This is a genomic window from Pseudomonas sp. VI4.1, from assembly GCF_002029345.1.
Taxonomy (GTDB): domain Bacteria; phylum Pseudomonadota; class Gammaproteobacteria; order Pseudomonadales; family Pseudomonadaceae; genus Aquipseudomonas.
The window spans coordinates 41,545-62,837 of sequence record NZ_MULM01000185.1; the positions used below are offsets into that span (position 1 = coordinate 41,545).

Below are 21,293 nucleotides of genomic sequence, written 5' to 3' on the forward strand. Positions count from 1 at the left end.
CCTGATCGAGAGCCGTTCCATGACAACGCCCAACGTTGAAGCCGTGAAACTGGATGAACTGAACTGCTGGCGCATCCGCCACGGGCAGGCCGAATTGCTGGTGGCCCAGCAAGGTGCGCACATCCTCAGTTACCAATTGGCCGGCGAGCCGCCGCTGATCTGGCTCAACGACGAGGCTGCGTTCAAGACCGGCAAGAGCATCCGCGCGGGCGTGCCGGTGTGCTGGCCGTGGTTCGGTAATTTTTCGCGCAACCCGCAAAGTGTCCAGGCGATGCGCTTCAGTAGCGAACCGCCGACTGCCCACGGTCTGGTGCGGGCGATGGACTGGGAACTGGGGGGCATCGAAGCGCAAGGCGAGAGCCTGAACGTGGAATTTCTCCTGCCCTGCCCCGAAGGCGGTTTTCCAGGTTGGCCGCATCAGGTGGATTTGAAGCTGAGCATTCGTCTGGATGAGCAACTGCACATCAGCTTGACCAGCCATAACCAGGGCTTCGGCCACGTCACCATCAGCCAGGCGCTGCACAGCTATTTCGCGGTCAGCGATGTGCGCAACGTGCATGTCGAAGGCCTGGATGGCTTGAGCTACATCGAGACGCTGGACGACTGGAAAACTGTGCGTCAGGCCGGTGATTTGCGGTTTGCTGGCGAGACCGATCGCATCTATCTCGATACTCCGGCGAAGCTGAGCATTGTCGACCCGGCCTGGGAACGACGCATCGAGCTGACCAGCAGCGGTTCGCGCTCCTCGGTGATCTGGAACCCGTGGATCGATCGTGCCGCAGCGTTCAGCGACATGGCCGACGACGGCTGGCAGCGCATGCTGTGCATTGAGACGGCGAATGTGATGGATGATGTGGTGACGTTGGCGCCGGGCGCCAGTCATACCCTTGGCGTGAGTATCGCCAGCAAATCCCTGTAACACCGCAACACCAAAATGTGGGAGCGGGCTTGCTCGCGAAGAAGCCATAACATTCAACATCATCGTTGACTGTTACACCGCTTTCGCGAGCAAGCCCGCTCCCACATTTTTGGTTTGTGCCTGGCCAGAATGGCCGTTACAAGTCTGATTCCTCTACTACCCGCACCTTCGCCGCATCCAGCGCATACGCCGCATCAGCCAGGTCGTTGTTGACCTTCTCGATCTTCAGCGTGCCCGTCACCCACAGCGGCGTGTAGATATCATCCAGCTTCAAGCCTTTCGGATAACGCACCAGCACCAACTGGTTGGGCGGCGGTGGCGGTACGTGGATGCAGGCGCCCGGATAGGGCACCAGGAAGAACAGCGTGCTGCGCCCCTTGGCGTCGGACTCCAGTGGCACCGGATAGCCGCCGAGGCGGATATTCTTGTCATTCATCGACGGCACGGTTTTGGTCGAGTACATCACCGCCGGCAAGCCTTTACTCTGCTTCATGCCACCCTTTTCGGTGAAGGTGCCATTGGCTTCGGGGGAGTCGTGGTCGATTTCAGGCATGGCCTCGAGGGCCTTCTGGTCCGACTTGGGCATCAGGTCGAGCCAGTCGGTTTCCGGCAGTTCGCCGGCATGGGCAAGGCCCGCACCCAGTAATAGGAAAGTCAGCAGAAGACGGCGCATGAAAGTGCTCGGCAAAGGAGTGGACGGTGCAACGCCGAGCATTCTAGCCCTCCCCCGCGTGTGGCAGAGAGGGCTTTGTCGCTTCCATCAGTTCTTTTTGATCATGCCGTAAATCACCAGCAATATCACGGCACCCACCAGCGCGCCCAGGAAGCCTGCGCCTTCGCCGGCCTGGTAGAAGCCCAGAGCCTGGCCGCCGTAAGTGGCCGCCAGCGAACCGCCGATACCGATCAGGATGGTCATGATCCAGCCCATGCTGTCATCGCCCGGTTTCAGAAACCGCGCCAGCAGGCCGACAATCAAGCCGATAAAGATGGTTCCGATAATTCCCATGTCATTTCCCTCTGATTGAATTGGCTGTGTCCTGTCTCACCAAGAGTATTGGTGGGACAGGATACCTAGCGAAAGCCTAGTCAGACTTTGGCATCCTGCCATGAGAGAACGGCGGCCCCTGGATGGTTCCGCCGGCGCCACATGAAACTATTCGGCGATGAGTGCTTCGACCTTGAGGATCTGCGCAGCCAGGGTCTCGCGGTCCGCACAACGCAGGTTGGCGTGACCGACCTTGCGGCCGACCTTGTACGCCTTGCCATAGTGATGCAGATGGCAATCGGCGATGGCCAGGACTTTCTCGGTGTCCGGCACTTTGCCGATGAAGTTGAGCATCGCGCTCTCGCCGACCTTGGCTGTCGAACCCAGCGGCAGACCGGCAACGGCCCGCAGGTGGTTTTCGAACTGGCTGCACTCGGCGCCTTCGGTGGTCCAGTGCCCGGAGTTGTGCACACGCGGGGCGATTTCGTTGGCCTTGAGGCCACCATCGACCTCGAAGAACTCGAACGCCATCACGCCGACGTAATTCAGCTGCTTGAGCACCCGGCTGGAGTAGTCTTCAGCCAGCGCTTGCAACGGGTGGTCGGTGCTGGCCACGGACAGCTTGAGAATCCCGCTGTCGTGGGTGTTGTGCACCAGCGGATAGAACCGGGTTTCGCCATCGCGGGCACGCACGGCGATCAACGAGACTTCACCGGTGAACGGCACGAAGCCTTCCAGCAGGCAAGCCACACTGCCCAATTCCGCGAAAGTGCCGACCACATCGTCAGGCTTGCGCAAGACTTTCTGGCCCTTGCCGTCATAACCCAGGGTGCGGGTTTTCAGCACGGCCGGCAGGCCGATGGCAGCCACGGCGGCGTCCAGGTCGGCTTGCGATTGAATGTCGGCGAACGCCGGGGTTGGAATGCCCAGGTCCTTGAACATGCTCTTCTCGAACCAGCGATCGCGGGCGATGCGCAGGGCTTCGGCGCTCGGGTAGACCGGGACGAATTGCGACAGGAAGGCTACGGTTTCGGCCGGGACGCTTTCAAATTCGAAGGTCACCAGATCGACTTCATCGGCCAGCTGACGCAGGTGGTCCTGGTCGCCGTAATCGGCGCGCAGGTGTTCGCCCAATGCAGCAGCGCAGGCATCCGGCGCCGGGTCCAGGAAAGCGAAGTTCATGCCCAGCGGAGTACCCGCCAGCGCCAACATGCGGCCCAACTGGCCGCCACCGATTACACCGATCTTCATCGTCAACAACCTCAGGCGATGCGTGGGTCTGGATTTTCCAGGACGCTGTCTGTCTGCTCAGCACGGAAAGTTTTCAGCACCGCGTGAAACTGCGGGTGCTTCGCGCCCAGGATGCTCGCCGAGAGCAGGGCGGCGTTGATTGCGCCGGCCTTGCCGATGGCCAGGGTCGCGACCGGAATGCCCGCTGGCATCTGCACGATAGACAGCAGCGAGTCGACGCCCGACAGCATTGAAGACTGCACCGGCACGCCCAGTACCGGCAGGTGGGTCTTGGCCGCACACATGCCTGGCAAGTGGGCCGCGCCACCGGCACCGGCGATAATCACCTCGATGCCCCGCGCCTCGGCCTCTTCGGCGTACTGGAACAGCAGGTCCGGGGTGCGGTGGGCAGAGACCACTTTCACCTCGTAGGGGATGCCGAGCTTTTCCAGCATATCGGCGGTGTGGCTAAGGGTGGACCAATCGGACTTGGAGCCCATGATCACGCCAACCAGTGCGCTCATCGTCGTGCCTCTTCTCTCTGGGCGCCCGCAGGCGCGTCAAAAAACAACAAGCCACGCGGGAGATCCGGCGTGGCTTGAGTGTACGAATTAAGGCCGGGCGAACCGGCCGAAGGCCGCGCAGTATACCGTAATGAGGCAGATAAACAGCCCCCGAATCGACCATCTGTCATAGCGCACAAAGTCCCGGTTTATTGACTTGAAGGTCAATCCATTACACCGCTCCCACAGGGTTAGTCGATATGCTCAAGTACCCTGCGCTGCGCCGCCCTCCAGCTTGCGCCACAACAACCGCACATTCGCCTTGCGCACCAGCGCACATCGATACAGGCGAATCTCCAGCGGCACATGCCATTGCGGGCCGCCGCAGACCACCAGCTCACCGCGCGCCAGTTCGGCGCGTACGCTGAGCTGCGGCACCCAGGCGATGCCCAGCCCCTCCAGCGCCATGCTTTTCAAGCTATCGGCCATGGCCGTCTCATAGATGGTGGTGAAACGCAGCGCGCGCTGACGCAGCAGCAGATTCACCGAACGCCCCAGAAATGCACCGGCGCTGTAGGCGAGCAGCGGCACACTGCCGTCGCCTTCCAGATCAAACAGCGGTTGGCCCTCGGCGTCAGCCGCACAAACCGGCAACATTTCGGTATTACCCAGATGCAGCGACGGGAAAATTTCCGGATCCATCTGCATGGCAGCGTCCGGGTCATAGAACGCCAGCATCAAGTCACAGCCTCCTTCACGCAGGGCGTGCACCGCGTCACCCACGTTGGTCGCCACCAGCCGCGTGGCAATGTTCAAGCCCTCGTTGCGCAGTTGCGCAATCCACCGCGGGAAAAATCCCAGCGCCAGCGAGTGGGCGGCAGCGACTTGCATCACCTCGCCCTGCCCACCTTCCAGGTGATGGAGATGGCGCAGCACTTCGCCGAGCTGTTCGACCACGGTCCGCGCGGTCACCAGAAATAATTGCCCCGCCGCTGTCAGTTCGACCGGCGTGCGCGAGCGGTTGACCAACGTCAGACCCAGCGCGGCTTCCAGGCTGCGGATTCGCCGGCTGAAAGCCGGCTGGGTCACGAAACGCCGTTCGGCAGCCTGGGAGAAGCTGCGGGTGGCGGCCAGGGCACTGAAGTCCTCAAGCCATTTACTTTCCAGATTCATCACGTCCTCCCGGACACGCACCAAAATAGATCACACGCTCGCCGTAGACACGGCGTCACACCGACATTATGCCGAATATGCATAGGCCAGTGTTTAACAGCATTGGCCCAAAATGCTGCACAAGCCTAGCATTTGCAGTGTTCCGGCACAGCCCGGGTCCATATCGAGATGATTTCTATCATGTCCTCCGCTGCATCTTTCCGCACAGAAAAAGACCTGCTTGGCGTACTCGAAGTACCTGCTCAAGCGTATTACGGCATCCAGACCCTGCGAGCGGTGAACAACTTCCGCCTCTCCGGCGTTCCGATTTCGCATTACCCGAAGCTGGTTGTCGGCCTGGCAATGGTCAAACAGGCTGCCGCTGACGCCAACCGCGAGCTGGGTCATCTGAGCGAAGCCAAGCACGCTGCCATCAGCGAAGCCTGTGCCCGATTGATCCGCGGCGATTTCCACGAAGAGTTCGTGGTGGACATGATTCAAGGCGGCGCTGGCACTTCGACCAACATGAATGCCAACGAAGTGATCGCCAACATTGCGCTGGAGGCCATGGGTCACCAGAAAGGCGAATACCAATACCTGCACCCGAACAACGACGTGAACATGGCGCAGTCGACCAACGACGCCTACCCGACTGCCATCCGTCTGGGTCTGCTGTTGGGTCACGACGCGCTGCTGGCCAGCCTCGACAGCCTGATCCAGGCGTTCGCCGCCAAGGGTCAAGAGTTCAGCCACGTTCTGAAGATGGGTCGTACCCAGCTGCAAGACGCCGTACCGATGACCCTGGGGCAAGAATTCCGCGCCTTCGCCACCACGTTGGGCGAAGACCTGGCGCGCCTGAAGACTTTGGCACCTGAACTGCTGACCGAAGTGAACCTCGGCGGCACCGCGATCGGCACCGGCATCAACGCCGACCCGCGTTACCAGCACCTGGCCGTGCAACGCCTGGCACTGATCAGCGGTCAACCGCTGGTTCCGGCCGCCGACCTGATCGAAGCCACCTCCGACATGGGCGCCTTCGTGCTGTTCTCCGGCATGCTCAAGCGCACCGCGGTCAAGCTGTCGAAGATCTGCAACGACCTGCGCCTGCTGTCCAGCGGCCCTCGCACCGGCATCAACGAAATCAACCTGCCGGCGCGTCAGCCAGGCAGCTCGATCATGCCAGGCAAGGTCAACCCGGTTATCCCGGAAGCCGTCAACCAGGTGGCGTTCCAGATCATCGGCAACGACCTCGCGCTGACCATCGCGGCCGAAGGCGGCCAGCTGCAACTGAACGTGATGGAGCCGCTGATCGCGTTCAAGATCTTCGACTCGATCCGTCTGCTGCAACGCGCCATGGACATGCTGCGCGAGCACTGCATCGTCGGCATCACTGCCAACGAAGAGCGTTGCCGCGAACTGGTCGAACACTCGATCGGCCTGGTCACCGCACTGAACCCCTACATCGGCTATGAAAACGCCACCCGCATCGCCCGTATCGCCCTCGAAAGCGGCCGCGGCGTGCTGGAACTGGTGCGCGAAGAAGGCTTGCTCGACGACGAAATGCTCGCCGACATCCTGCGCCCGGAAAACATGATTGCTCCGCGTCTGGTGCCTCTGAAGGCATAACCGAACGCCCGGCTCTTCTCATCAAGAGCCACGCTCACCAGGTCGAGGGACTAGACACCTCTCACCTTTTGAGGGCTTGGGGATTTAATCCCCAGGCCCTTTTTTTTGGATTTGTGGTGCTTGGGCTGGCCCCTTCGCTGGCAAGCCAGCGCCTACACAGGCAACCCGGTCCCCTGTAGGAGCTGGCTTGCAGCGAAGAGGCCCTCAAGTTCAGCCCAAACCCTACAAAGCACCTCCGTTTCAACGCCTGCACAACAACCGCGTACGCCCAACGTGACACCAGGTGCCGTCAGCGTCATGCTCACCCGCATGCTGTCATCGCTCTCGGAGAACCCTCATGAATTCCTCGAATTATCCCGCAGCCCGGCACGTCATGGTGCTCTACACCGGCGGCACCATCGGTATGCAAGCCAGTGCCCACGGCCTGGCCCCGGCGTCCGGTTTCGAAGCGCGGATGCGCGAGTACCTCTCCAGCCAGCCTGAGCGGGTAGTGCCGCAATGGCGCTTTCGCGAGATGTCACCGCTGATCGACAGCGCCAACATGAGCCCGGCTTACTGGCAGCAACTGCGCGAAGCGGTGGTCGACGCTGTTGATGGACAAGGCTGCGACAGCGTACTGATCCTGCATGGCACCGACACGTTGGCCTACAGCGCTGCCGCCATGAGTTTTCAGTTGCTCGGACTGCACGCCCGCGTAGTCTTCACCGGCTCGATGCTGCCGGCTGGCGTGATCGACAGCGATGCCTGGGAAAACCTCAGCGGGGCACTGGTTGCTTTGGGCCAGGGCCTGGCACCGGGCGTTCATCTGTACTTCCACGGCGAACTGCTGGACCCGACCCGTTGCGCGAAGGTTCGCAGTTTCGGTCGTCATCCCTTCAAGCGACTTGAGCGTCAGGGCGGCGGTGTGAAGGCGACATCCCTGCCAGCACAGCTGAATTACAACCAGAGCAAGCAATTGGCGAAAGTCGCCGTATTGCCGCTGTTCCCCGGCATTGGCGCCGAGCAGCTGGATGGCGTTCTGAATAGCGGCATTCAGGGTTTGGTGCTGGAGTGCTATGGCAGCGGTACCGGGCCAAGCGACAACCCAGCGTTTCTTGCCAGCCTGGAACGGGCGCGGGACAAAGGGGTGGTGGTGATCGCGGTAACGCAATGCCATGAAGGTGGCGTCGAGCTGGATGTTTATGAGGCCGGCAGCCGATTGCGTGGCGTTGGCGTGCTGTCGGGTGGCGGCATGACCCGTGAAGCCGCGTTCGGCAAATTGCACGGATTGCTGGGTGCCGGACTCGACACCGCAGAAGTACGGCGCCTGGTCGAACTCGACCTGTGCGGCGAGCTCGGCTGACACACCACCCCCCCTGTAGGAGCTGGCTTGCCAGCGAAGGCGGCGTGTCAGGCGACATCAATGTTGGAAGTGATGGCCTCTTCGCTGGCAAGCCAGCTCCTACAGGTGCTCGTCATTGGGCATGTAACTTGCTGCGCTCCAGCCATCCCAAGGCTGGAAGCCACCCATGCTCCACTCCCACCTCACCACCCTCAACGCCGTGTCCCTGGTGCTCAACGCCTTTAAGGCCGACGGATTGTCCAGCGAGGCGCTACTGGCGGGCAGCGGCATCAGCCCCGCGGATCTGAACCGCGCGGACACCCGCATCACCACCAACCAGGAAATGCAGGTTTGCGCCAACGCCGTCGCGCTCAAGCGTGACATCGGCCTGGAACTGGGCCGGCGAATGCACGTTTCTTCCTACGGCATGCTGGGCTATGCCCTGCTCACCAGTGCCACCTTCGGTGACGCATTACGTCTGGCGATACGTTATCCGGCGCTATTGGGAACACTTTTCGAGTTGAGCCTCGAGGGCGACGGCGAACGTATCTGGTTCGTGGCCGCCGACTACAGAGAAAATCCGGCGCTGGCCGTATTCAACGCCGAGTTCTGCCTGGTGTCGTTGAAAATCATCTGCGACGACCTGCTCGGCCATCCGCTGCCATTGCTGGCTGCCCGCTTCGAACATGTCGCGCCCGACTATGAAGCCAGCTACGCCGAACACTTCAACTGTCCGCTGCGCTTCGAGGCCCGGGATAATGCCTTCGCTTTCGACAAACGCTGGCTCGACCAGCCCCTGCCGCTTGCCGATGTCATCACCCATCAGGCCATGGCCGAACGCTGCCGCAAACAGAACACCGAGTTCACTGGACGCCAGGCCTGGCTGGGACGGATTCGGCAGCTGCTTCGGGCGCAACTGCACGCGGCACCGGGGCTGGAGGGGTTGGCCGAGCAGATGAACTGTTCGACGCGCACGTTGCGTCGGCATCTGAAGGACCTTGGGTGCAGTTATCAGGAGTTGCTGGATGAATTGAGATTCGAACAAGCCAAGCTGATGCTGTGTGAAGACCAGATGCCGATCTACCAGATCGCAGAGGCGCTGGGCTTCAGCGAGACCGCGAGCTTTCGTCATGCGTTTGTGCGCTGGAGCGGCGTGGCGCCCAGCCAGTTTCGACCTTGAATCATTCGTTGCCTGAAATACCGCTATTGCGTCAATAAGGGGCGAATTTCGGTCAAACCTTTTGGCCATATCGATCCCCTTTTGGCCTTTCCTGCCGTTCTCCCAAACGCCGCGCCCCGCAAGACTGTGTTCAACCTAATCAGCCTGCGGAGAACAAGAAAATGCTGACGATCTACTCGGACGATCACCATCTGCACCACGGCCGTTGTGAATTGATGGACGGGCAATTGATGCCCTGCTTCGAAATGCCTTCCCGTGCCGACCACGTTCTACAGCGCGTGCGAAACCGCGACCTCGGTTCGGTGGACGCGCCGCAGGATTTTGGCCTGGGGCCGATCCAGCGCATTCACGACCGCGACTACCTCGACTTCTTCAAAGGCGCCTGGGCGCGTTGGACCGAGTTCAATACCGACGGTGACTTGCTGCCCTACACCTGGCCGGCCCGCACGCTGCGCCGGATCAAACCCACCAGCCTGCACGGCCAGCTCGGCTATTACAGCTTCGACGGCGGCGCACCAATCACCGCCGGCACCTGGCAAGCGGCGTACAGTGCGGCGCAAGTGGCGCTGACTGCCCAAGCCGCCATCCAGCGCGGCGCCCGCAGTGCCTTTGCCTTGTGCCGCCCGCCGGGACACCATGCCGCCAGCGACTTGATGGGCGGTTATTGCTACCTCAACAACGCCGCCATCGCCGCCCAGGCCTTCCTCGATCAGGGCCACAAAAAGGTCGCGATCCTCGACGTCGATTACCACCACGGCAACGGCACTCAATCGATCTTCTACGAACGCAGCGACGTGCTGTTCACCTCGATCCACGGCCATCCAGAAGCCGAATTCCCGTTCTTCCTCGGCTACGAAGATGAGCTCGGTGAAGGCCCCGGCGAAGGCTTCAACTTCAACTACCCTTTGCCCGCCGGCTCGGGCTGGGACACCTGGAGCGCTGCGCTGGAGCAAGCCTGCAAAGAGATTGAAAAGTACGACGCCGACATCATCGTCGTGTCCCTGGGCGTCGACACCTTCAAGGACGACCCTATTTCCCAGTTCAAGCTCGACAGCCCGGATTACCTGGCGATGGGCGAGCGCATCGCACGCCTCGGCAAGTCGACATTGTTCGTGATGGAAGGCGGTTATGCGGTAGAGGAAATCGGCATCAACGCCGTGAACGTTCTCGAAGGTTTTGAAAGCGCTCAATGAGGAATTGAAACAATGAATCAACTCAAGCGTTTTATCGCTCCCGCACTCTTCCCTGCAGTGCTCTGCGCCACCGTGCTCAGTGGCGCCGTGCACGCGCAAGAGCGAACGTTGCGCGTCTACAACTGGTTCGACTACATCACCCCCAAGGCACTGGAAGACTTCAAGACCCAGAACACCCAGACCAAGCTGGTCTACGACATCTTCGACACCAACGAAGCATTGGAAGCCAAGCTGCTGACCGGCAACTCCGGCTACGATGTGGTGGTGCCCTCCAACGTGTTCCTCGCCAAGCAGATCGAAGCCGGTGTGTTTCAGCCACTGGATCGCAGCAAGCTGCCGAACTGGAACCACCTCGATCCCAAGCTGATGAAGCTGATCGAAGCCAACGACCCCGGCAATAAATTCGCCGTGCCCTACATGTACGGCACCATCCTGATCGGCTTCAACCCGGACAAGGTCAAGGCTGCCTTGGGCGACAATGCGCCGGTGGACAGTTGGGACCTGATCTTCAACGAAGAGAACATCAGCAAGCTCAAGCAGTGCGGCGTCGCCCTGCTCGACTCGCCGTCGGAGATCCTTCCGCTCGCCCTGCAACACCTCGGCCTGGACCCCAACAGCAAGAAGCCGGCGGACTACGCGAAGGCTGAAGCCTTGCTGATGAAGATTCGTCCATACGTCACTTACTTTCACTCATCCAAATACATGGCCGACATCGCCAACGGCGACATCTGCGTCGCAGTCGGTTACTCCGGCAGTTTCTCCCAGGCCGCCAACCGCGCCAAGGAAGCCAAGAATGGCGTGATCGTCGACATGCGCCTGCCGAAAGAAGGCGCACCGATCTGGTTCGATATGCTTGCCATCCCCAACGGCGCGAAGAACCCGCAAGACGCCTACACCTTCATCAACTATTTGCTGCAACCTCAGGTGATCGCGCCGGTCAGCGACTTTGTCGGCTATCCGAACCCGAACAAGGATGCTACGGAAATGGTCGACCCGGCGATCCGCAACAATCCGAACCTGTACCCGACCGAAACGGCGATGGGTACGCTCTACACCCTGCAACCGCTGCCGCGCGATGCCGAACGCGCGCGAACCCGGGCCTGGACCAAGATAAAATCAGGTACCTAAGCCTTGAAAACCTCCTGCTGCTGGCAGGAGGTTTGTTTTTCAAGTCAGGGACAAGAATTGCAAGTCGCTGACCTTAATACTGGCTTCCCCAAGCGTTTGTTCGCCTGCGGTAATTAGTTACCACCTCCCTTCAATCGCAGGCCTCTACCTTCGATGCCATCGCCAGGATTGACGCGTTCGTCTGATCCCTGCATCGAAGGAAACAACCATGACAGACAACACCGACAGCGGCAAAACCGAACCTCTTGTGGAAAAAAGCGACCTGGTCAACCAGACAAGCCACGGTCCCACACTGAACGAGGTCGCGTCGCACTTGCTGCGCCAAATGCTGAAAGAACAATTCCCCGACCTGGACATCGACCCCGACAAAGCAGTTGTCGGCAGCCCGCAATGGCAAGTGATCGACGATGAGGTCCAGAGCGGGCCGATCCGTTACGAATCGCTGACCCATGCGCTGGTGAGTCACGGGCTCAACGGAACGACTGTGGACTATATCGAAGGGGACCACTTCCTGACGCTGGAGCCGCAGGCCGACGACCCGGTCCAACTCGCGGTCAGCATCGAGCAAGTCGCCCTGACGCTCAATGAAGCGGTCGCCTTGTTGTTCATTGAATTCCAGGGCCGCCAGCTGAGTTTCTGGAATCAGAAGGTGGATGAGCGACCTCGCTGGCAAACACTTTCCGACTCGCTGCGAAAGGCGCTCAATGTAAACCAGGTGAAAGGCTGGGATGCGGACGAGTGCACCATGGCCCGGGAAGTCTTCGCCGACCCGGACAGAACTTCACGGAAAAACACGAATACCGATTTTTCGACCATTCAGGCGTGCCTGATCGATATCGACGTCGTTGAAAATGAAATACCCAGGCATCTTCTGGTCGGCGGAGCACTGGTGATCAAGGCAACTTACCGCCTTCGCCAGCTCATCGTCCTGTACACGATCGAGCGAGGCTACGAGTCGTTCGATTCGCTGGAAAAACTCGGAAGCACCCTGCCTGGGCGGCTCGACCAGCTGCCGACAGGGGCCGCACTGGAATGGCGATTATTCGAGCCCGATGGCAACGTTTTCGATCATATGGCCTGGGCGTTGGTGTCATCGCAACTAGACAGCATTGATCAACTCAGATACGCCGACGCGTACACCGACGTACCGGAGCCCGGAAAGGGGCTGGATACCCTCGATCAATCACGTGTCAAACAACTGGACGCGGCAATCCCTGACTGGCTGCGCAATGCACCCGCCAAGGACATGGATGATTACCGTCGTTACATCACCGCCCTGGGAAAACTGTATCGCAAGGCCAAGTACAGGGTCGCCAGAACCGAAATACCCTCCATCAGGCAATTTGCTCACCAATCGATGCGTGACGCGATCATCGCCGATACACGTGCAGCGGGTGCCGCAGCACTGCCGTGGGACGCCTTGCAAATCAAGGTGATCAACAGCTTTACCGTTGATAATTTCACCCTGCCCAACCCTCTTGATCAGCACACTGAAACACTGGCTGAGTTCGCGCTGGAGAACAATGCGCCCTATAGGGCGGCACTCTCGTTCAAAAACGGTGCGCAGGTTCCTGACTGGCTGACGCCGCAATTGCTCACCCGCATAGCGGCCAACGTGGACGTAGGCGGTGCCTACCCGGCACTGATCAAGAAAACGCTGATCGATGACCCGGTCACATCCCAACGTCAGGCCCACTTCTATCGTGATCAATTACGCTGGCTGTTACCGCTCAAGGCACTGGAAGAGAAGATCAAACAAGAGTCGGGGATTACCGAGCAAGGCTATCTGTACATTTGCCAATGGATGAATGCTGGCCCTGCCAACCCCATCGCTATCTACCCCCTGACGCTGAGGCCGCAACACCGCTTGATCAGCGCCAGCGACCCCGTGACCAACATGTTCATTATCAGCCCTCGGGACGATACCAAGGGGGCCTGTCTGCTTTACCGGCCGATGCAGGATGTACCGTTGATGCAGTTCCCCTCGCGGCAGAATCTGCTCTATGCCTTGCACCAGCCCGGAGAGCTGCGCGACTCGGTACTTGCCTGGCTTGCGACCAAAACGCTGAGCTTCGAGTATTCCCAGTACGTGTTTCCGGTGGGGTTGCCGTCTCCGTGGTTAGCGGCTGAACAACTGGTCAATCCTTTCCTCAGGGCGGAGCAGTTCGGGCGAGTGGTATTGGAAACCCAGGAAATGACTGGGGACACTCTCACTGTACTGTTCAGAAAAAATGCCCAGGCGCTGGTCACCCTTGCGGACCGCCAGTCGCAATCGAATGCCGAGCGGCGCTGGACGCTGCTCAAAGACAGCAGCTGGGCATTGTTCGGCGTCGCGACCAACTTCCTCAGTGGCGCCGTCGGCACCGCGGTCTGGGCCTGGCAGGTTATCGAGCAAATTCAACAAGCCCTCGACGCCCATGAAAAAGGCGACAGCTTTAACCAGTGGCGATCCGAGGCAGACATCCTGTTATCCTTGGGTATTCTGCTCAGTCATCACGCGGTAATGCGGCGTAAAGCGCTGTCCAACAAGCCCCGTATCAGCCCCGAGCCGTTGGAAGAGCGCGCCGTTCCATCCCCCGCGACCACCGCCATCACGCTGGACACCAGCCGCTTGCTCCGAGAACTTCCATCGGCTCATAACGCTTTGGTAGAGACCGCCGGGTCAGTTCCCCGGCGTACGCCACTGGAACTCGGCACCTACCTGGACACCCTCAAAGTCACGTCGCCAGACTTGAACAACGAAGAGGTCAGCCGCACTAACGAGAAACCACCCCATCTCTATCATTTTGATCAAAAAACGTACGCCAATGTCGGTACGCGCTGGTTCAACGTCAGCGTCACCGAGGATGGCCAAGTGCAGATCGTTTATCCCGATGATCCTGGAAAATATGGTCCATGGCTGACCAATGATCGTGACGGGAGATGGGTTCTTGACCTGCGATTGCGCCTGAGGGGCGGCGGGCCAAAAAATCGTCTCAAAGCCCTGCTAAAGGAGAAGGGTGAACGGAAAAAAAAACTGCAAACAGAACTGGATCTGTTTCAAGGCAAGAAGGTCGCGGAAGGGGGCGAAGAGCAAAAAAAGAACGATGTGATCAAGGCTCAGGCAGATATGTTTGCAGCCACGGAAGAGGACCATGACCGATTAACAACCGTTTACGTGGAAAAACTGGACGTGATGATCCAAGCCTACCAGCAGGCCCTTGAGCAGCTGAAGGAATGGCATACGCTGGGCGGCAGTGAGGGTTACATCCATGACTCCCTTCGAATGCATACCGAATTGCAGAAACATCTTTCGTTCTGGTTCGTCGTAAAAAAATGTGAATACGCCAAGCTGACCAATGTCTTGCGGTCTGAAACCTCGATAGAGGAAACATCACAGCAAACCCATGTCAGGCATGTGCAGCAAGCAACAGACTTAAGCCAGGCGATGGTCGAAAAACTTGGACTATCACGCTCGGCGCTCGATGCAATGCGAACGCTTGGAAGGCCAGGCATTGAACAGGCACAGGCCATCCGCAAAATGACCCCTTTATTCACTGAATGGGAACTCAAGGCCAATGAAATCGGTATCGCTCAAGAACTGTGCATGGAAGATCAGGCCAGCGTGACAATGCCGCAGGCTCGCAGTGACGTCGCAAAACTGATCGTCAGAGGGGCCACCGCCGCCCACCGGATTGCACAGCTCCTGAAAAAAACAGCAGACGATACCAGCCCGCAAAAACAGATCGAAGAGCTGAGTCAGATACTCGAAACCTTTGCCGATATCGACCAGCGACTTCTGGAACTGCCAAAAACCTATCCCGGTCATTTCAAGCAGGCGCGACTTGACCATCTGCGCGACCTCATTGGCGGATTTGCAACAAACGCTCAAGTTCTGCGCTTATCGCTGATAAATGAGGAGAAGTCCTTGAACCCGAGTGAGTCTGCCGGGCCTTCGAAGTCGGCAGCGCCACACCCGACGGGCAAGGTGAGAAAGACCCGGCCGCGGCAGTCGACCAGCAGTGAAGCACCGCCGACCATTGACGAGTCTCTTGGCTTGCTCACTTTGGAAAGTCGTCCAAGACTGCCCTCGACGCTGAGTGACGGTGAAATCATCAGCAAAGGTCTGATGCTGTCTGAAGATGCAGATCCGTTCATCAAACGTACCATCAAGGACGCTTATCGACCTTCGCGTGTCCCTGCTGACATGCAGGACATATTCGATCAACAAGCAAGCCGGCTCGAACAAAGCGCTACCAGCGTTGACGAGGTTTGGTCCCGAACGAAGGAATTTCCGGTGCGCAGTTTAGCGCCGCAATTACGTGCGGCAGCTGCGACAATGCGCGAAACCGGCAAAAGCATTCGCGCCAGTCTCTACACATTGAGGAAGCCCACCCAGTCTATATTCAGATGGATGCATGAGAATGCTCAGATTGAATTGCGCCGAGACAAAGGCCGAATCAAGACTAAGCAGCTGGGCGATTATTTTCAGGAATACCGGATTCTCGACAAGACCCATAATGCTCGGGAACTCTGGGTCGCCCATTTCCATTACCCTACCCTGAAAAGCCCTCGAGACTATCCCGCTGCCGCGCACCTGAAGATCTCGGAAACCTATCTGAAAACGCTTACCGAGGAGCAACAAAAAACATTCGCCACAGTCGAGCCCATCGATGGGGTTTTGCGCAAGATCGATGACCCGGTGTTACGAAAGCTGTTTTTTGACCTGGAGCCTGTAGTCGAAGACTGACGTGTAACCCTGACGGGGGTGCATGACTCATGTGCGCCAGATTCTGTCCAAGCGCCGGAGTGCTTCGATGATGGCGACTTCGGGCACCGCCGCAAAACCCAGGACCAGTCCGGCGCGCTGGTCCTCCGGTTGTTGCGAGTCCGGCAACCAGTAGCTGCTCAGGGCATTGATCTCGACATCGACGCTGGCCGCTTTTTCGATCAGCGCCTGCTCGCGGGCCACAGACTCGACCGCGACCGTCAGGTGCAGCCCTGCCGCGACACTCGGCAGGCTACCGATACCGGGGATACCCTGGGGCCAACCGGACAGCAAAGTGTTACGCCGGCTCAGCGCAGCACGGCGCATACGCCGAATGTGTCGCTGGAAATGCCCTGCAGCCATGAACTCGGCCATCACCGCCTGAGTGCTGACCTCGGAATGCCGTACATCCACCGCACGACGTTGGGAGAATGCATCCACCAATGCTGGCGGCAATACCAGATAACCCAGGCGCAATGCCGGAAAGGCGACTTTGCCAAAGGTCCCGACGTACAGCACCCGCCCCTGGCGATCGAGTGCCGCCAAGGGCGCCAATGGCGCGCCGCTGTAGCGGTATTCGCCATCGTAGTCGTCCTCGACAATCCAGCCTTGGCTGCGTTCAGCCCAGGCCAGCAGTTCGACGCGACGTGCCAGGCTCATGACCACCCCGGTCGGGTACTGATGCGACGGCGTGACATAAGCCAGGCGACAATCACCCAGTCCCGCCAGTTCGGTGCAATCGATTCCCTCACTATCTACCGCTATCCCATGCAATCGCGCCCCAGCCACTGCGAACGCATGGCCCGCCGCCCGATACCCCGGATTCTCGAGCGCCACCCCGTCGCCCGGCTCCACCAGCAGCTGTGCACAAAGGCTGATCCCCTGCTGCGCGCCACTGGTGATCACTATTTGCTCAGCCGTGCACTGCATGCCTCGTGAACTGCGTAAATATGCGGCAATCAGGCCGCGCAAGCGCCCATCGCCTGCCGGATCGCCATAGCACAGCTGCTGCAAATCCGGTTTACGCCAGAAAGCCGCGTTCAGCTTGGCCCACACCTCAAACGGAAACAGATCAAAGGCCGGAACGCCGACCCGAAACGCCCGGGGTGGACCGCTCGGCGGCGTGGCCAAATGATTCTTTTCCACCCTCTCCAAGGCACCACTGTGGATAACTTTACTGGATGAAACCACAGCTAAATCCGCGCAATTTGTGGATAAGGCTGTGGGTAAGCCTGTTGACAACCCTGTGGATACTTTTGTGGATAGTTTTTTCGCCGGCAGCATCGCGTGAGGCAGTTGCGCAACATAAGTGCCGTCGCCAACACGCCCTTCGATAAAGCCCTCGGCGTAGAGCTGATCGTAGGCCCGGACCACGCTGTTGCGGGAAATCGCCAATGCCGCCGCCAGATCGCGACTGGCCGGTAACCGCGTGCCACTGGCCAATCTGCCGTCGAGCACGCGTACCCGTAACGCCTGATACAACTGCCGGCTCAAGCCCTGACGGCGATCAAGTTCGATACCCGCAGGATTGAACGACAAGGACAGTGATTCGCTGGTCATGGCAATGGACCTATGAAATTGGTCATTAATGGCTCTTACAACAGACCAATAGCCTGCCTAGGATGAACACATTCGCCAAGGAAAATCTCCATGTACACGCCAAGCAACTTTGCCATCAACGATTTGCCTGAATTGCAGCAGCAGATACTCGGCACCCGCCTTGCCGTGTTGGTTACCCATGGGGAGGAAGGCCTGCAGGCCAGTCATCTGCCACTGCTGCTTCGCCCCGACCAAGGTCCGAACGGTACCCTCTACGGTCACTTCGCCCGGGCCAATCCGCAATGGAAAGCATTGCAGAACGGCGCTCAAGCACTGGTGATTTTTGCCGGGGCCGATGCCTACGTCAGCCCGGGGTTCTACCCGAGCAAAGCCGAACACGGCAAGGTCGTGCCGACCTGGAACTACGTCGCCGTGCACGCCTACGGCACGGCCGAGGTTTTCACCGACGCTGATCGCCTGCGCGATCTGGTCAGTGCTCTGACGGATCGTCATGAAGCAGGTCGAAACAATCCGTGGAAGGTCGCGGATGCGCCCGCGGACTACATTGACGGGATGCTCAAGGCCATCGTCGGTTTTGCCTTGCCGATCCAGTGCCTGGAAGGTAAGCGCAAACTCAGCCAGAACCGCAGCCCTGCCGATATCGCCGGCGTGCGCGAGGGGCTCGCCGCCAGCCCCGATGCGCATGACCAGGCCCTCGCCCACTTGATGCGTTAAGGAATGAACATGAGTCAGATCGAGATTCGCCAGGTCACTGCCGATGATCATGCGGCCTGGTTGCCGTTGTGGCAGGCCTATCTGCGTTTCTATAACACCGAACTGCCCGAGGCCGTCACCCAAAGCACCTGGCAGCGCCTGCTCGACCCTGATGAACCGACCCACTCGGCGCTGGCCTGGGCCAGTGGCGAAGCGGTAGGGATGGTGAACTTCATCTACCATCGTTCGAACTGGAGCATCGAAAACGCCTGCTACCTGCAAGACCTGCTGGTAACGCCCCAAATGCGCGGCACCGGCGTTGGCCGCAAGCTGATCGAATATGTGTACGCCACAGCCAAAGAGGACGGTTGCTGCAAGGTCCACTGGCTGACCCACGAAACCAACGCCACCGCGATCCAGCTCTACGAACGCATCGCCGAACGTCCTGGTTTCATCCAGTTTCGCAAGGCCATCCAAGGTTAAGGGAGCACAGCATGACGACTTCACTCGCGGACTGGAAAGGCGTTCCGGCACCGACGGTTCAAACGATCGAAGGGCGCTTCATCCGCCTGGAAAAACTCGACCCGGCACGCCACGGCGACGGCTTGTGGAATGCCCTGCAAGGCCCAGGCTCCGATCCGAAGCTGTGGGACTATTTACCCTATGGACCCTTCCCGGAGCGCGGTGCATTCAATGACTGGCTGAATAATCATGCGGCCAACAGCGACCCGTATTTCTTCAGCGTGATCGATCGCGCCAACGGCGAGGTGCAAGGCATCCTCAGCCTGATGTCGATCGTGCCGTCACAGGGCCGAATCGAGATCGGCCACGTGACCTTCGGCGCACCGATGCAGCGTTCGCCAAAAAGCACCGAGGCGGTTTATTTGCTGGCCAAGGCATCCTTTGATCTGGGTTACCGGCGCCTGGAGTGGAAATGCAACAACGGCAACGCCCGCTCCAAGTACGCAGCCGAACGGCTGGGGTTCAGCTTTGAAGGGGTGTTCCGCCAGCACATGGTGGTCAAGGGGCAGAACCGGGATACCGCGTGGTATTCGATTGTGGACGCGGAATGGCCAGCGATTGGTGCGGGATTTGAACGATGGCTGTCCGATGAGAACCAGACGGATGCGGGGCAGGTGAAAACCCTGGCTGAGTGCCGCGGTTAGGGGCTGTGCCGAACCCATAAAAAAAGGGGAGCACATGCCCCCCCCGAGGTTTAAAGCGTTGAATCGAGGCTGTTAACTCAGCCTTCGATCTCGATCAGGATTTCGCCCGGGTTTACCCGGTCGCCCTTGGCCACGTGGATGGCGGTGACTTTGCCGGCGATGGCTGCCTGGACTTCGGTTTCCATCTTCATCGCTTCGGTGATCAGTACGGACTGGCCGGCTTTGACCATGTCGCCTTCCTTGACCAGCACGTCGACGATATTGCCTGGCATGGTGGTGCTGACGTGGCCCGGTGCAGTCGCTTGCTTGCGCTTGCTGCTGCCGCCGCCGACGAACTCGTTGAGCGGTTCGAACACCACTTCTTCCGGCATGCCGTCGATGGACAGGTAGAAGTGACGCTTGCCTTCCGCCTTGACGCCAACGCCAGTGATGTCGACGCGGTAGGTTTCGCCGTGGACGTCGATGACGAACTCGGTCGGCACGCCTTCGCCACCGGCGGAGGTCACGCCGCCCGCTTCCGGAATCGGCAACAGCACTTCTGGAGTCAGGGTGCCGGCAGCGCGTTCTTCGAGGAATTTGCGCCCGATGTCCGGGAACATGGCGTAGGTCAGCACGTCTTCTTCAGACTTGGCCACGGCGCCGATTTCGGCACGCAGCTTGGTCATTTCCGGCTTGAGCAAGTCAGCTGGACGGACGTCGATCACCTCTTCGCTGCCGATCGCCTGACGACGCAGTTGTTCGTTCACGGTGCCTGGCGCCTTGCCGTAGCCGCCTTGCAGGTAAAGTTTCACTTCGTTGGTGATGGTCTTGTAGCGCTCGCCGGCCAGCACGTTGAAGAACGCCTGGGTGCCGACGATTTGCGAAGTCGGGGTCACCAGCGGCGGGAAGCCGAGGTCTTCGCGAACCCGCGGGATCTCCGCCAGCACTTCGCTCATGCGGTTGAGGGCGCCCTGCTCTTTCAACTGGTTGGCCAGGTTGGAAATCATCCCGCCCGGTACCTGGTTGACTTGCACGCGGGTGTCGACAGCGGTGAATTCGCTTTCGAACTGGTGATACTTCTTGCGCACGGCGTAGAAGTACAGCCCGATCTCTTGCAGCAGTTCCAGGTTCAGGCCTGTATCGAATTCGGTGCCTTTAAGGGCAGCGACCATCGATTCGGTGCCAGGGTGGCTGGTGCCGGATGCGAAGCTGGAGATCGCGGTGTCGATGTGGTCGGCGCCGTTTTCGATAGCCTTGAGTTGGCACATGGTGGCCATGCCAGAGGTATCGTGCGAGTGAATGAACACGGGCAGCGACTGCTCGGATTTCAACGCCCGGACCAGTTCGCCAGTAGCGTAAGGAGTCAGCAGACCGGCCATGTCCTTGATCGCCACCGAGTCGCAACCCATGGCTTCCATTTGCCGGGCCTGGGCCACGAACGCGTCGATGGTGTGCACCGGGCTGGTGGTGTACGCGATGGTGCCCTGAGCGTGTTTGCCGGCGGCTTTTACCGCCTCGATGGCCGTGCGCAGGTTACGTACGTCGTTCATGGCATCGAAGATGCGGAACACGTCTATGCCGTTGACCGCTGCCTTGGCGACGAAGGCTTTGACCACGTCGTCGCTGTAGTGGCGGTAGCCCAGCAGGTTTTGACCACGCAATAGCATTTGCAGACGCGTGTTAGGCAATGCGGCACGCAGTTGGCGCAGGCGCTCCCACGGATCTTCTTTGAGAAAACGTACGCAGGCGTCGAACGTCGCGCCGCCCCAGCATTCGAGCGACCAATAGCCGACTTTGTCGAGCTTGTCGCAGATCGGCAGCATGTCTTCGGTGCGCATGCGGGTGGCGAGCAGCGATTGGTGGGCGTCGCGCAGGATGGTGTCGGTTACATGAATCTTCTTGGACATTGTT

At 59.6% G+C, this 21,293-nt stretch carries 17 protein-coding genes; 10 read left to right on the top strand and 7 right to left on the bottom strand.

Going from position 1 to position 21,293, the window contains the following annotated elements; all coding sequences use genetic code 11:
• Positions 1 to 19: 19 nt before the first annotated feature.
• A complete protein-coding gene (locus BZ163_RS33510) occupies positions 20 to 919 on the top strand; it encodes a D-hexose-6-phosphate mutarotase (RefSeq protein ID WP_128874524.1) in 900 nt (299 codons plus the stop codon).
• Between the two features lie 136 nt (positions 920 to 1,055).
• Here the strand turns inward: BZ163_RS33510 and BZ163_RS33515 are convergent, their stop codons facing one another.
• The 5 genes from BZ163_RS33515 to BZ163_RS33535 form a co-directional block, all read right to left on the bottom strand.
• Entirely contained in the window at positions 1,056 to 1,592 is a 537-nt protein-coding gene (locus tag BZ163_RS33515; protein ID WP_128874525.1) for a DUF3299 domain-containing protein, read from the bottom strand.
• Positions 1,593 to 1,679: 87 nt separating this feature from the next.
• Positions 1,680 to 1,925 (bottom strand): GlsB/YeaQ/YmgE family stress response membrane protein, encoded by a 246-nt coding sequence (locus tag BZ163_RS33520; RefSeq protein WP_128874526.1) that lies wholly within the window; start codon positions 1,923 to 1,925, stop codon positions 1,680 to 1,682.
• 147 nt (positions 1,926 to 2,072) lie between these two features.
• Positions 2,073 to 3,155 carry a 5-(carboxyamino)imidazole ribonucleotide synthase gene (locus BZ163_RS33525; RefSeq protein WP_128874527.1) on the bottom strand — a complete coding sequence of 361 codons (1,083 nt, stop codon included), beginning with the start codon at positions 3,153 to 3,155 and terminating at the stop codon, positions 2,073 to 2,075.
• Between the two features lie 11 nt (positions 3,156 to 3,166).
• A complete protein-coding gene (purE, locus tag BZ163_RS33530) occupies positions 3,167 to 3,658 on the bottom strand; it encodes a 5-(carboxyamino)imidazole ribonucleotide mutase (protein WP_017341565.1) in 492 nt (163 codons plus the stop codon).
• A gap of 243 nt (positions 3,659 to 3,901) precedes the next feature.
• Positions 3,902 to 4,810, bottom strand: coding sequence for a LysR substrate-binding domain-containing protein (locus BZ163_RS33535; protein ID WP_128874528.1), 909 nt, complete (start codon positions 4,808 to 4,810; stop codon positions 3,902 to 3,904).
• A gap of 180 nt (positions 4,811 to 4,990) precedes the next feature.
• Here BZ163_RS33535 and aspA point away from each other — a divergent pair, with 180 nt between their 5' ends.
• The 6 genes from aspA to BZ163_RS33570 all read left to right on the top strand — a co-directional run bounded on the left by aspA (position 4,991) and on the right by BZ163_RS33570 (position 15,966).
• Entirely contained in the window at positions 4,991 to 6,415 is a 1,425-nt protein-coding gene (aspA, locus tag BZ163_RS33540) for an aspartate ammonia-lyase (RefSeq protein WP_128874529.1), read from the top strand.
• 337 nt (positions 6,416 to 6,752) lie between these two features.
• Positions 6,753 to 7,757 (top strand): asparaginase, encoded by a 1,005-nt coding sequence (locus tag BZ163_RS33545; RefSeq protein WP_128874530.1) that lies wholly within the window; start codon positions 6,753 to 6,755, stop codon positions 7,755 to 7,757.
• 166 nt (positions 7,758 to 7,923) lie between these two features.
• Positions 7,924 to 8,916, top strand: a complete 993-nt coding sequence (locus BZ163_RS33555) for an AraC family transcriptional regulator (RefSeq protein ID WP_128874531.1) — start codon at positions 7,924 to 7,926, stop codon at positions 8,914 to 8,916.
• Positions 8,917 to 9,077: 161 nt separating this feature from the next.
• On the top strand, positions 9,078 to 10,109 hold the full coding sequence (locus tag BZ163_RS33560) for a histone deacetylase family protein (protein ID WP_128874532.1): 1,032 nt from the start codon (positions 9,078 to 9,080) through the stop codon (positions 10,107 to 10,109).
• A 12-nt stretch (positions 10,110 to 10,121) separates the two neighbouring features.
• A complete protein-coding gene (locus BZ163_RS33565; protein WP_128874533.1) occupies positions 10,122 to 11,237 on the top strand; it encodes a polyamine ABC transporter substrate-binding protein in 1,116 nt (371 codons plus the stop codon).
• Positions 11,238 to 11,445: 208 nt separating this feature from the next.
• Complete coding sequence (locus BZ163_RS33570) at positions 11,446 to 15,966, top strand: dermonecrotic toxin domain-containing protein (RefSeq protein WP_128874534.1); 4,521 nt, start codon at positions 11,446 to 11,448, stop codon at positions 15,964 to 15,966.
• A gap of 27 nt (positions 15,967 to 15,993) precedes the next feature.
• On the opposite strand, the gene BZ163_RS33575 is transcribed toward BZ163_RS33570, so the two are convergent.
• Complete coding sequence (locus tag BZ163_RS33575) at positions 15,994 to 17,544, bottom strand: PLP-dependent aminotransferase family protein (RefSeq protein WP_128874535.1); 1,551 nt, start codon at positions 17,542 to 17,544, stop codon at positions 15,994 to 15,996.
• A 90-nt stretch (positions 17,545 to 17,634) separates the two neighbouring features.
• Here BZ163_RS33575 and BZ163_RS33580 point away from each other — a divergent pair, with 90 nt between their 5' ends.
• The 3 genes from BZ163_RS33580 to BZ163_RS33590 are packed head-to-tail and all read left to right on the top strand — an operon-like array spanning position 17,635 to position 19,403.
• On the top strand, positions 17,635 to 18,258 hold the full coding sequence (locus tag BZ163_RS33580) for an FMN-binding negative transcriptional regulator (RefSeq protein ID WP_128874536.1): 624 nt from the start codon (positions 17,635 to 17,637) through the stop codon (positions 18,256 to 18,258).
• Positions 18,259 to 18,267: 9 nt separating this feature from the next.
• Positions 18,268 to 18,720: a GNAT family N-acetyltransferase gene (locus BZ163_RS33585; RefSeq protein WP_128874537.1), complete on the top strand. Its 453-nt coding sequence runs from the start codon at positions 18,268 to 18,270 to the stop codon at positions 18,718 to 18,720.
• Between the two features lie 11 nt (positions 18,721 to 18,731).
• Positions 18,732 to 19,403, top strand: a complete 672-nt coding sequence (locus BZ163_RS33590) for a GNAT family N-acetyltransferase (protein WP_128874538.1) — start codon at positions 18,732 to 18,734, stop codon at positions 19,401 to 19,403.
• 77 nt (positions 19,404 to 19,480) lie between these two features.
• Here BZ163_RS33590 and oadA read toward each other — a convergent pair whose 3' ends face one another.
• Positions 19,481 to 21,289: a sodium-extruding oxaloacetate decarboxylase subunit alpha gene (gene oadA, locus BZ163_RS33595; RefSeq protein ID WP_128874539.1), complete on the bottom strand. Its 1,809-nt coding sequence runs from the start codon at positions 21,287 to 21,289 to the stop codon at positions 19,481 to 19,483.
• Between the last annotated feature and the right edge of the window lie 4 nt (positions 21,290 to 21,293).

What these genes read in the sequence shown, in the direction of transcription:
- BZ163_RS33510 (WP_128874524.1), top strand. Translation starts at nt 20, where the DNA reads ATGACAACGCCCAACGTTGAAGCCGTGAAACTGGATGAACTGAACTGC.
- BZ163_RS33515 (WP_128874525.1), bottom strand. Translation starts at nt 1,592, where the DNA reads ATGCGCCGTCTTCTGCTGACTTTCCTATTACTGGGTGCGGGCCTTGCC.
- BZ163_RS33520 (WP_128874526.1), bottom strand. Translation starts at nt 1,925, where the DNA reads ATGGGAATTATCGGAACCATCTTTATCGGCTTGATTGTCGGCCTGCTG.
- BZ163_RS33525 (WP_128874527.1), bottom strand. Translation starts at nt 3,155, where the DNA reads ATGAAGATCGGTGTAATCGGTGGCGGCCAGTTGGGCCGCATGTTGGCG.
- purE (WP_017341565.1), bottom strand. Translation starts at nt 3,658, where the DNA reads ATGAGCGCACTGGTTGGCGTGATCATGGGCTCCAAGTCCGATTGGTCC.
- BZ163_RS33535 (WP_128874528.1), bottom strand. Translation starts at nt 4,810, where the DNA reads ATGAATCTGGAAAGTAAATGGCTTGAGGACTTCAGTGCCCTGGCCGCC.
- aspA (WP_128874529.1), top strand. Translation starts at nt 4,991, where the DNA reads ATGTCCTCCGCTGCATCTTTCCGCACAGAAAAAGACCTGCTTGGCGTA.
- BZ163_RS33545 (WP_128874530.1), top strand. Translation starts at nt 6,753, where the DNA reads ATGAATTCCTCGAATTATCCCGCAGCCCGGCACGTCATGGTGCTCTAC.
- BZ163_RS33555 (WP_128874531.1), top strand. Translation starts at nt 7,924, where the DNA reads ATGCTCCACTCCCACCTCACCACCCTCAACGCCGTGTCCCTGGTGCTC.
- BZ163_RS33560 (WP_128874532.1), top strand. Translation starts at nt 9,078, where the DNA reads ATGCTGACGATCTACTCGGACGATCACCATCTGCACCACGGCCGTTGT.
- BZ163_RS33565 (WP_128874533.1), top strand. Translation starts at nt 10,122, where the DNA reads ATGAATCAACTCAAGCGTTTTATCGCTCCCGCACTCTTCCCTGCAGTG.
- BZ163_RS33570 (WP_128874534.1), top strand. Translation starts at nt 11,446, where the DNA reads ATGACAGACAACACCGACAGCGGCAAAACCGAACCTCTTGTGGAAAAA.
- BZ163_RS33575 (WP_128874535.1), bottom strand. Translation starts at nt 17,544, where the DNA reads ATGACCAGCGAATCACTGTCCTTGTCGTTCAATCCTGCGGGTATCGAA.
- BZ163_RS33580 (WP_128874536.1), top strand. Translation starts at nt 17,635, where the DNA reads ATGTACACGCCAAGCAACTTTGCCATCAACGATTTGCCTGAATTGCAG.
- BZ163_RS33585 (WP_128874537.1), top strand. Translation starts at nt 18,268, where the DNA reads ATGAGTCAGATCGAGATTCGCCAGGTCACTGCCGATGATCATGCGGCC.
- BZ163_RS33590 (WP_128874538.1), top strand. Translation starts at nt 18,732, where the DNA reads ATGACGACTTCACTCGCGGACTGGAAAGGCGTTCCGGCACCGACGGTT.
- oadA (WP_128874539.1), bottom strand. Translation starts at nt 21,289, where the DNA reads ATGTCCAAGAAGATTCATGTAACCGACACCATCCTGCGCGACGCCCAC.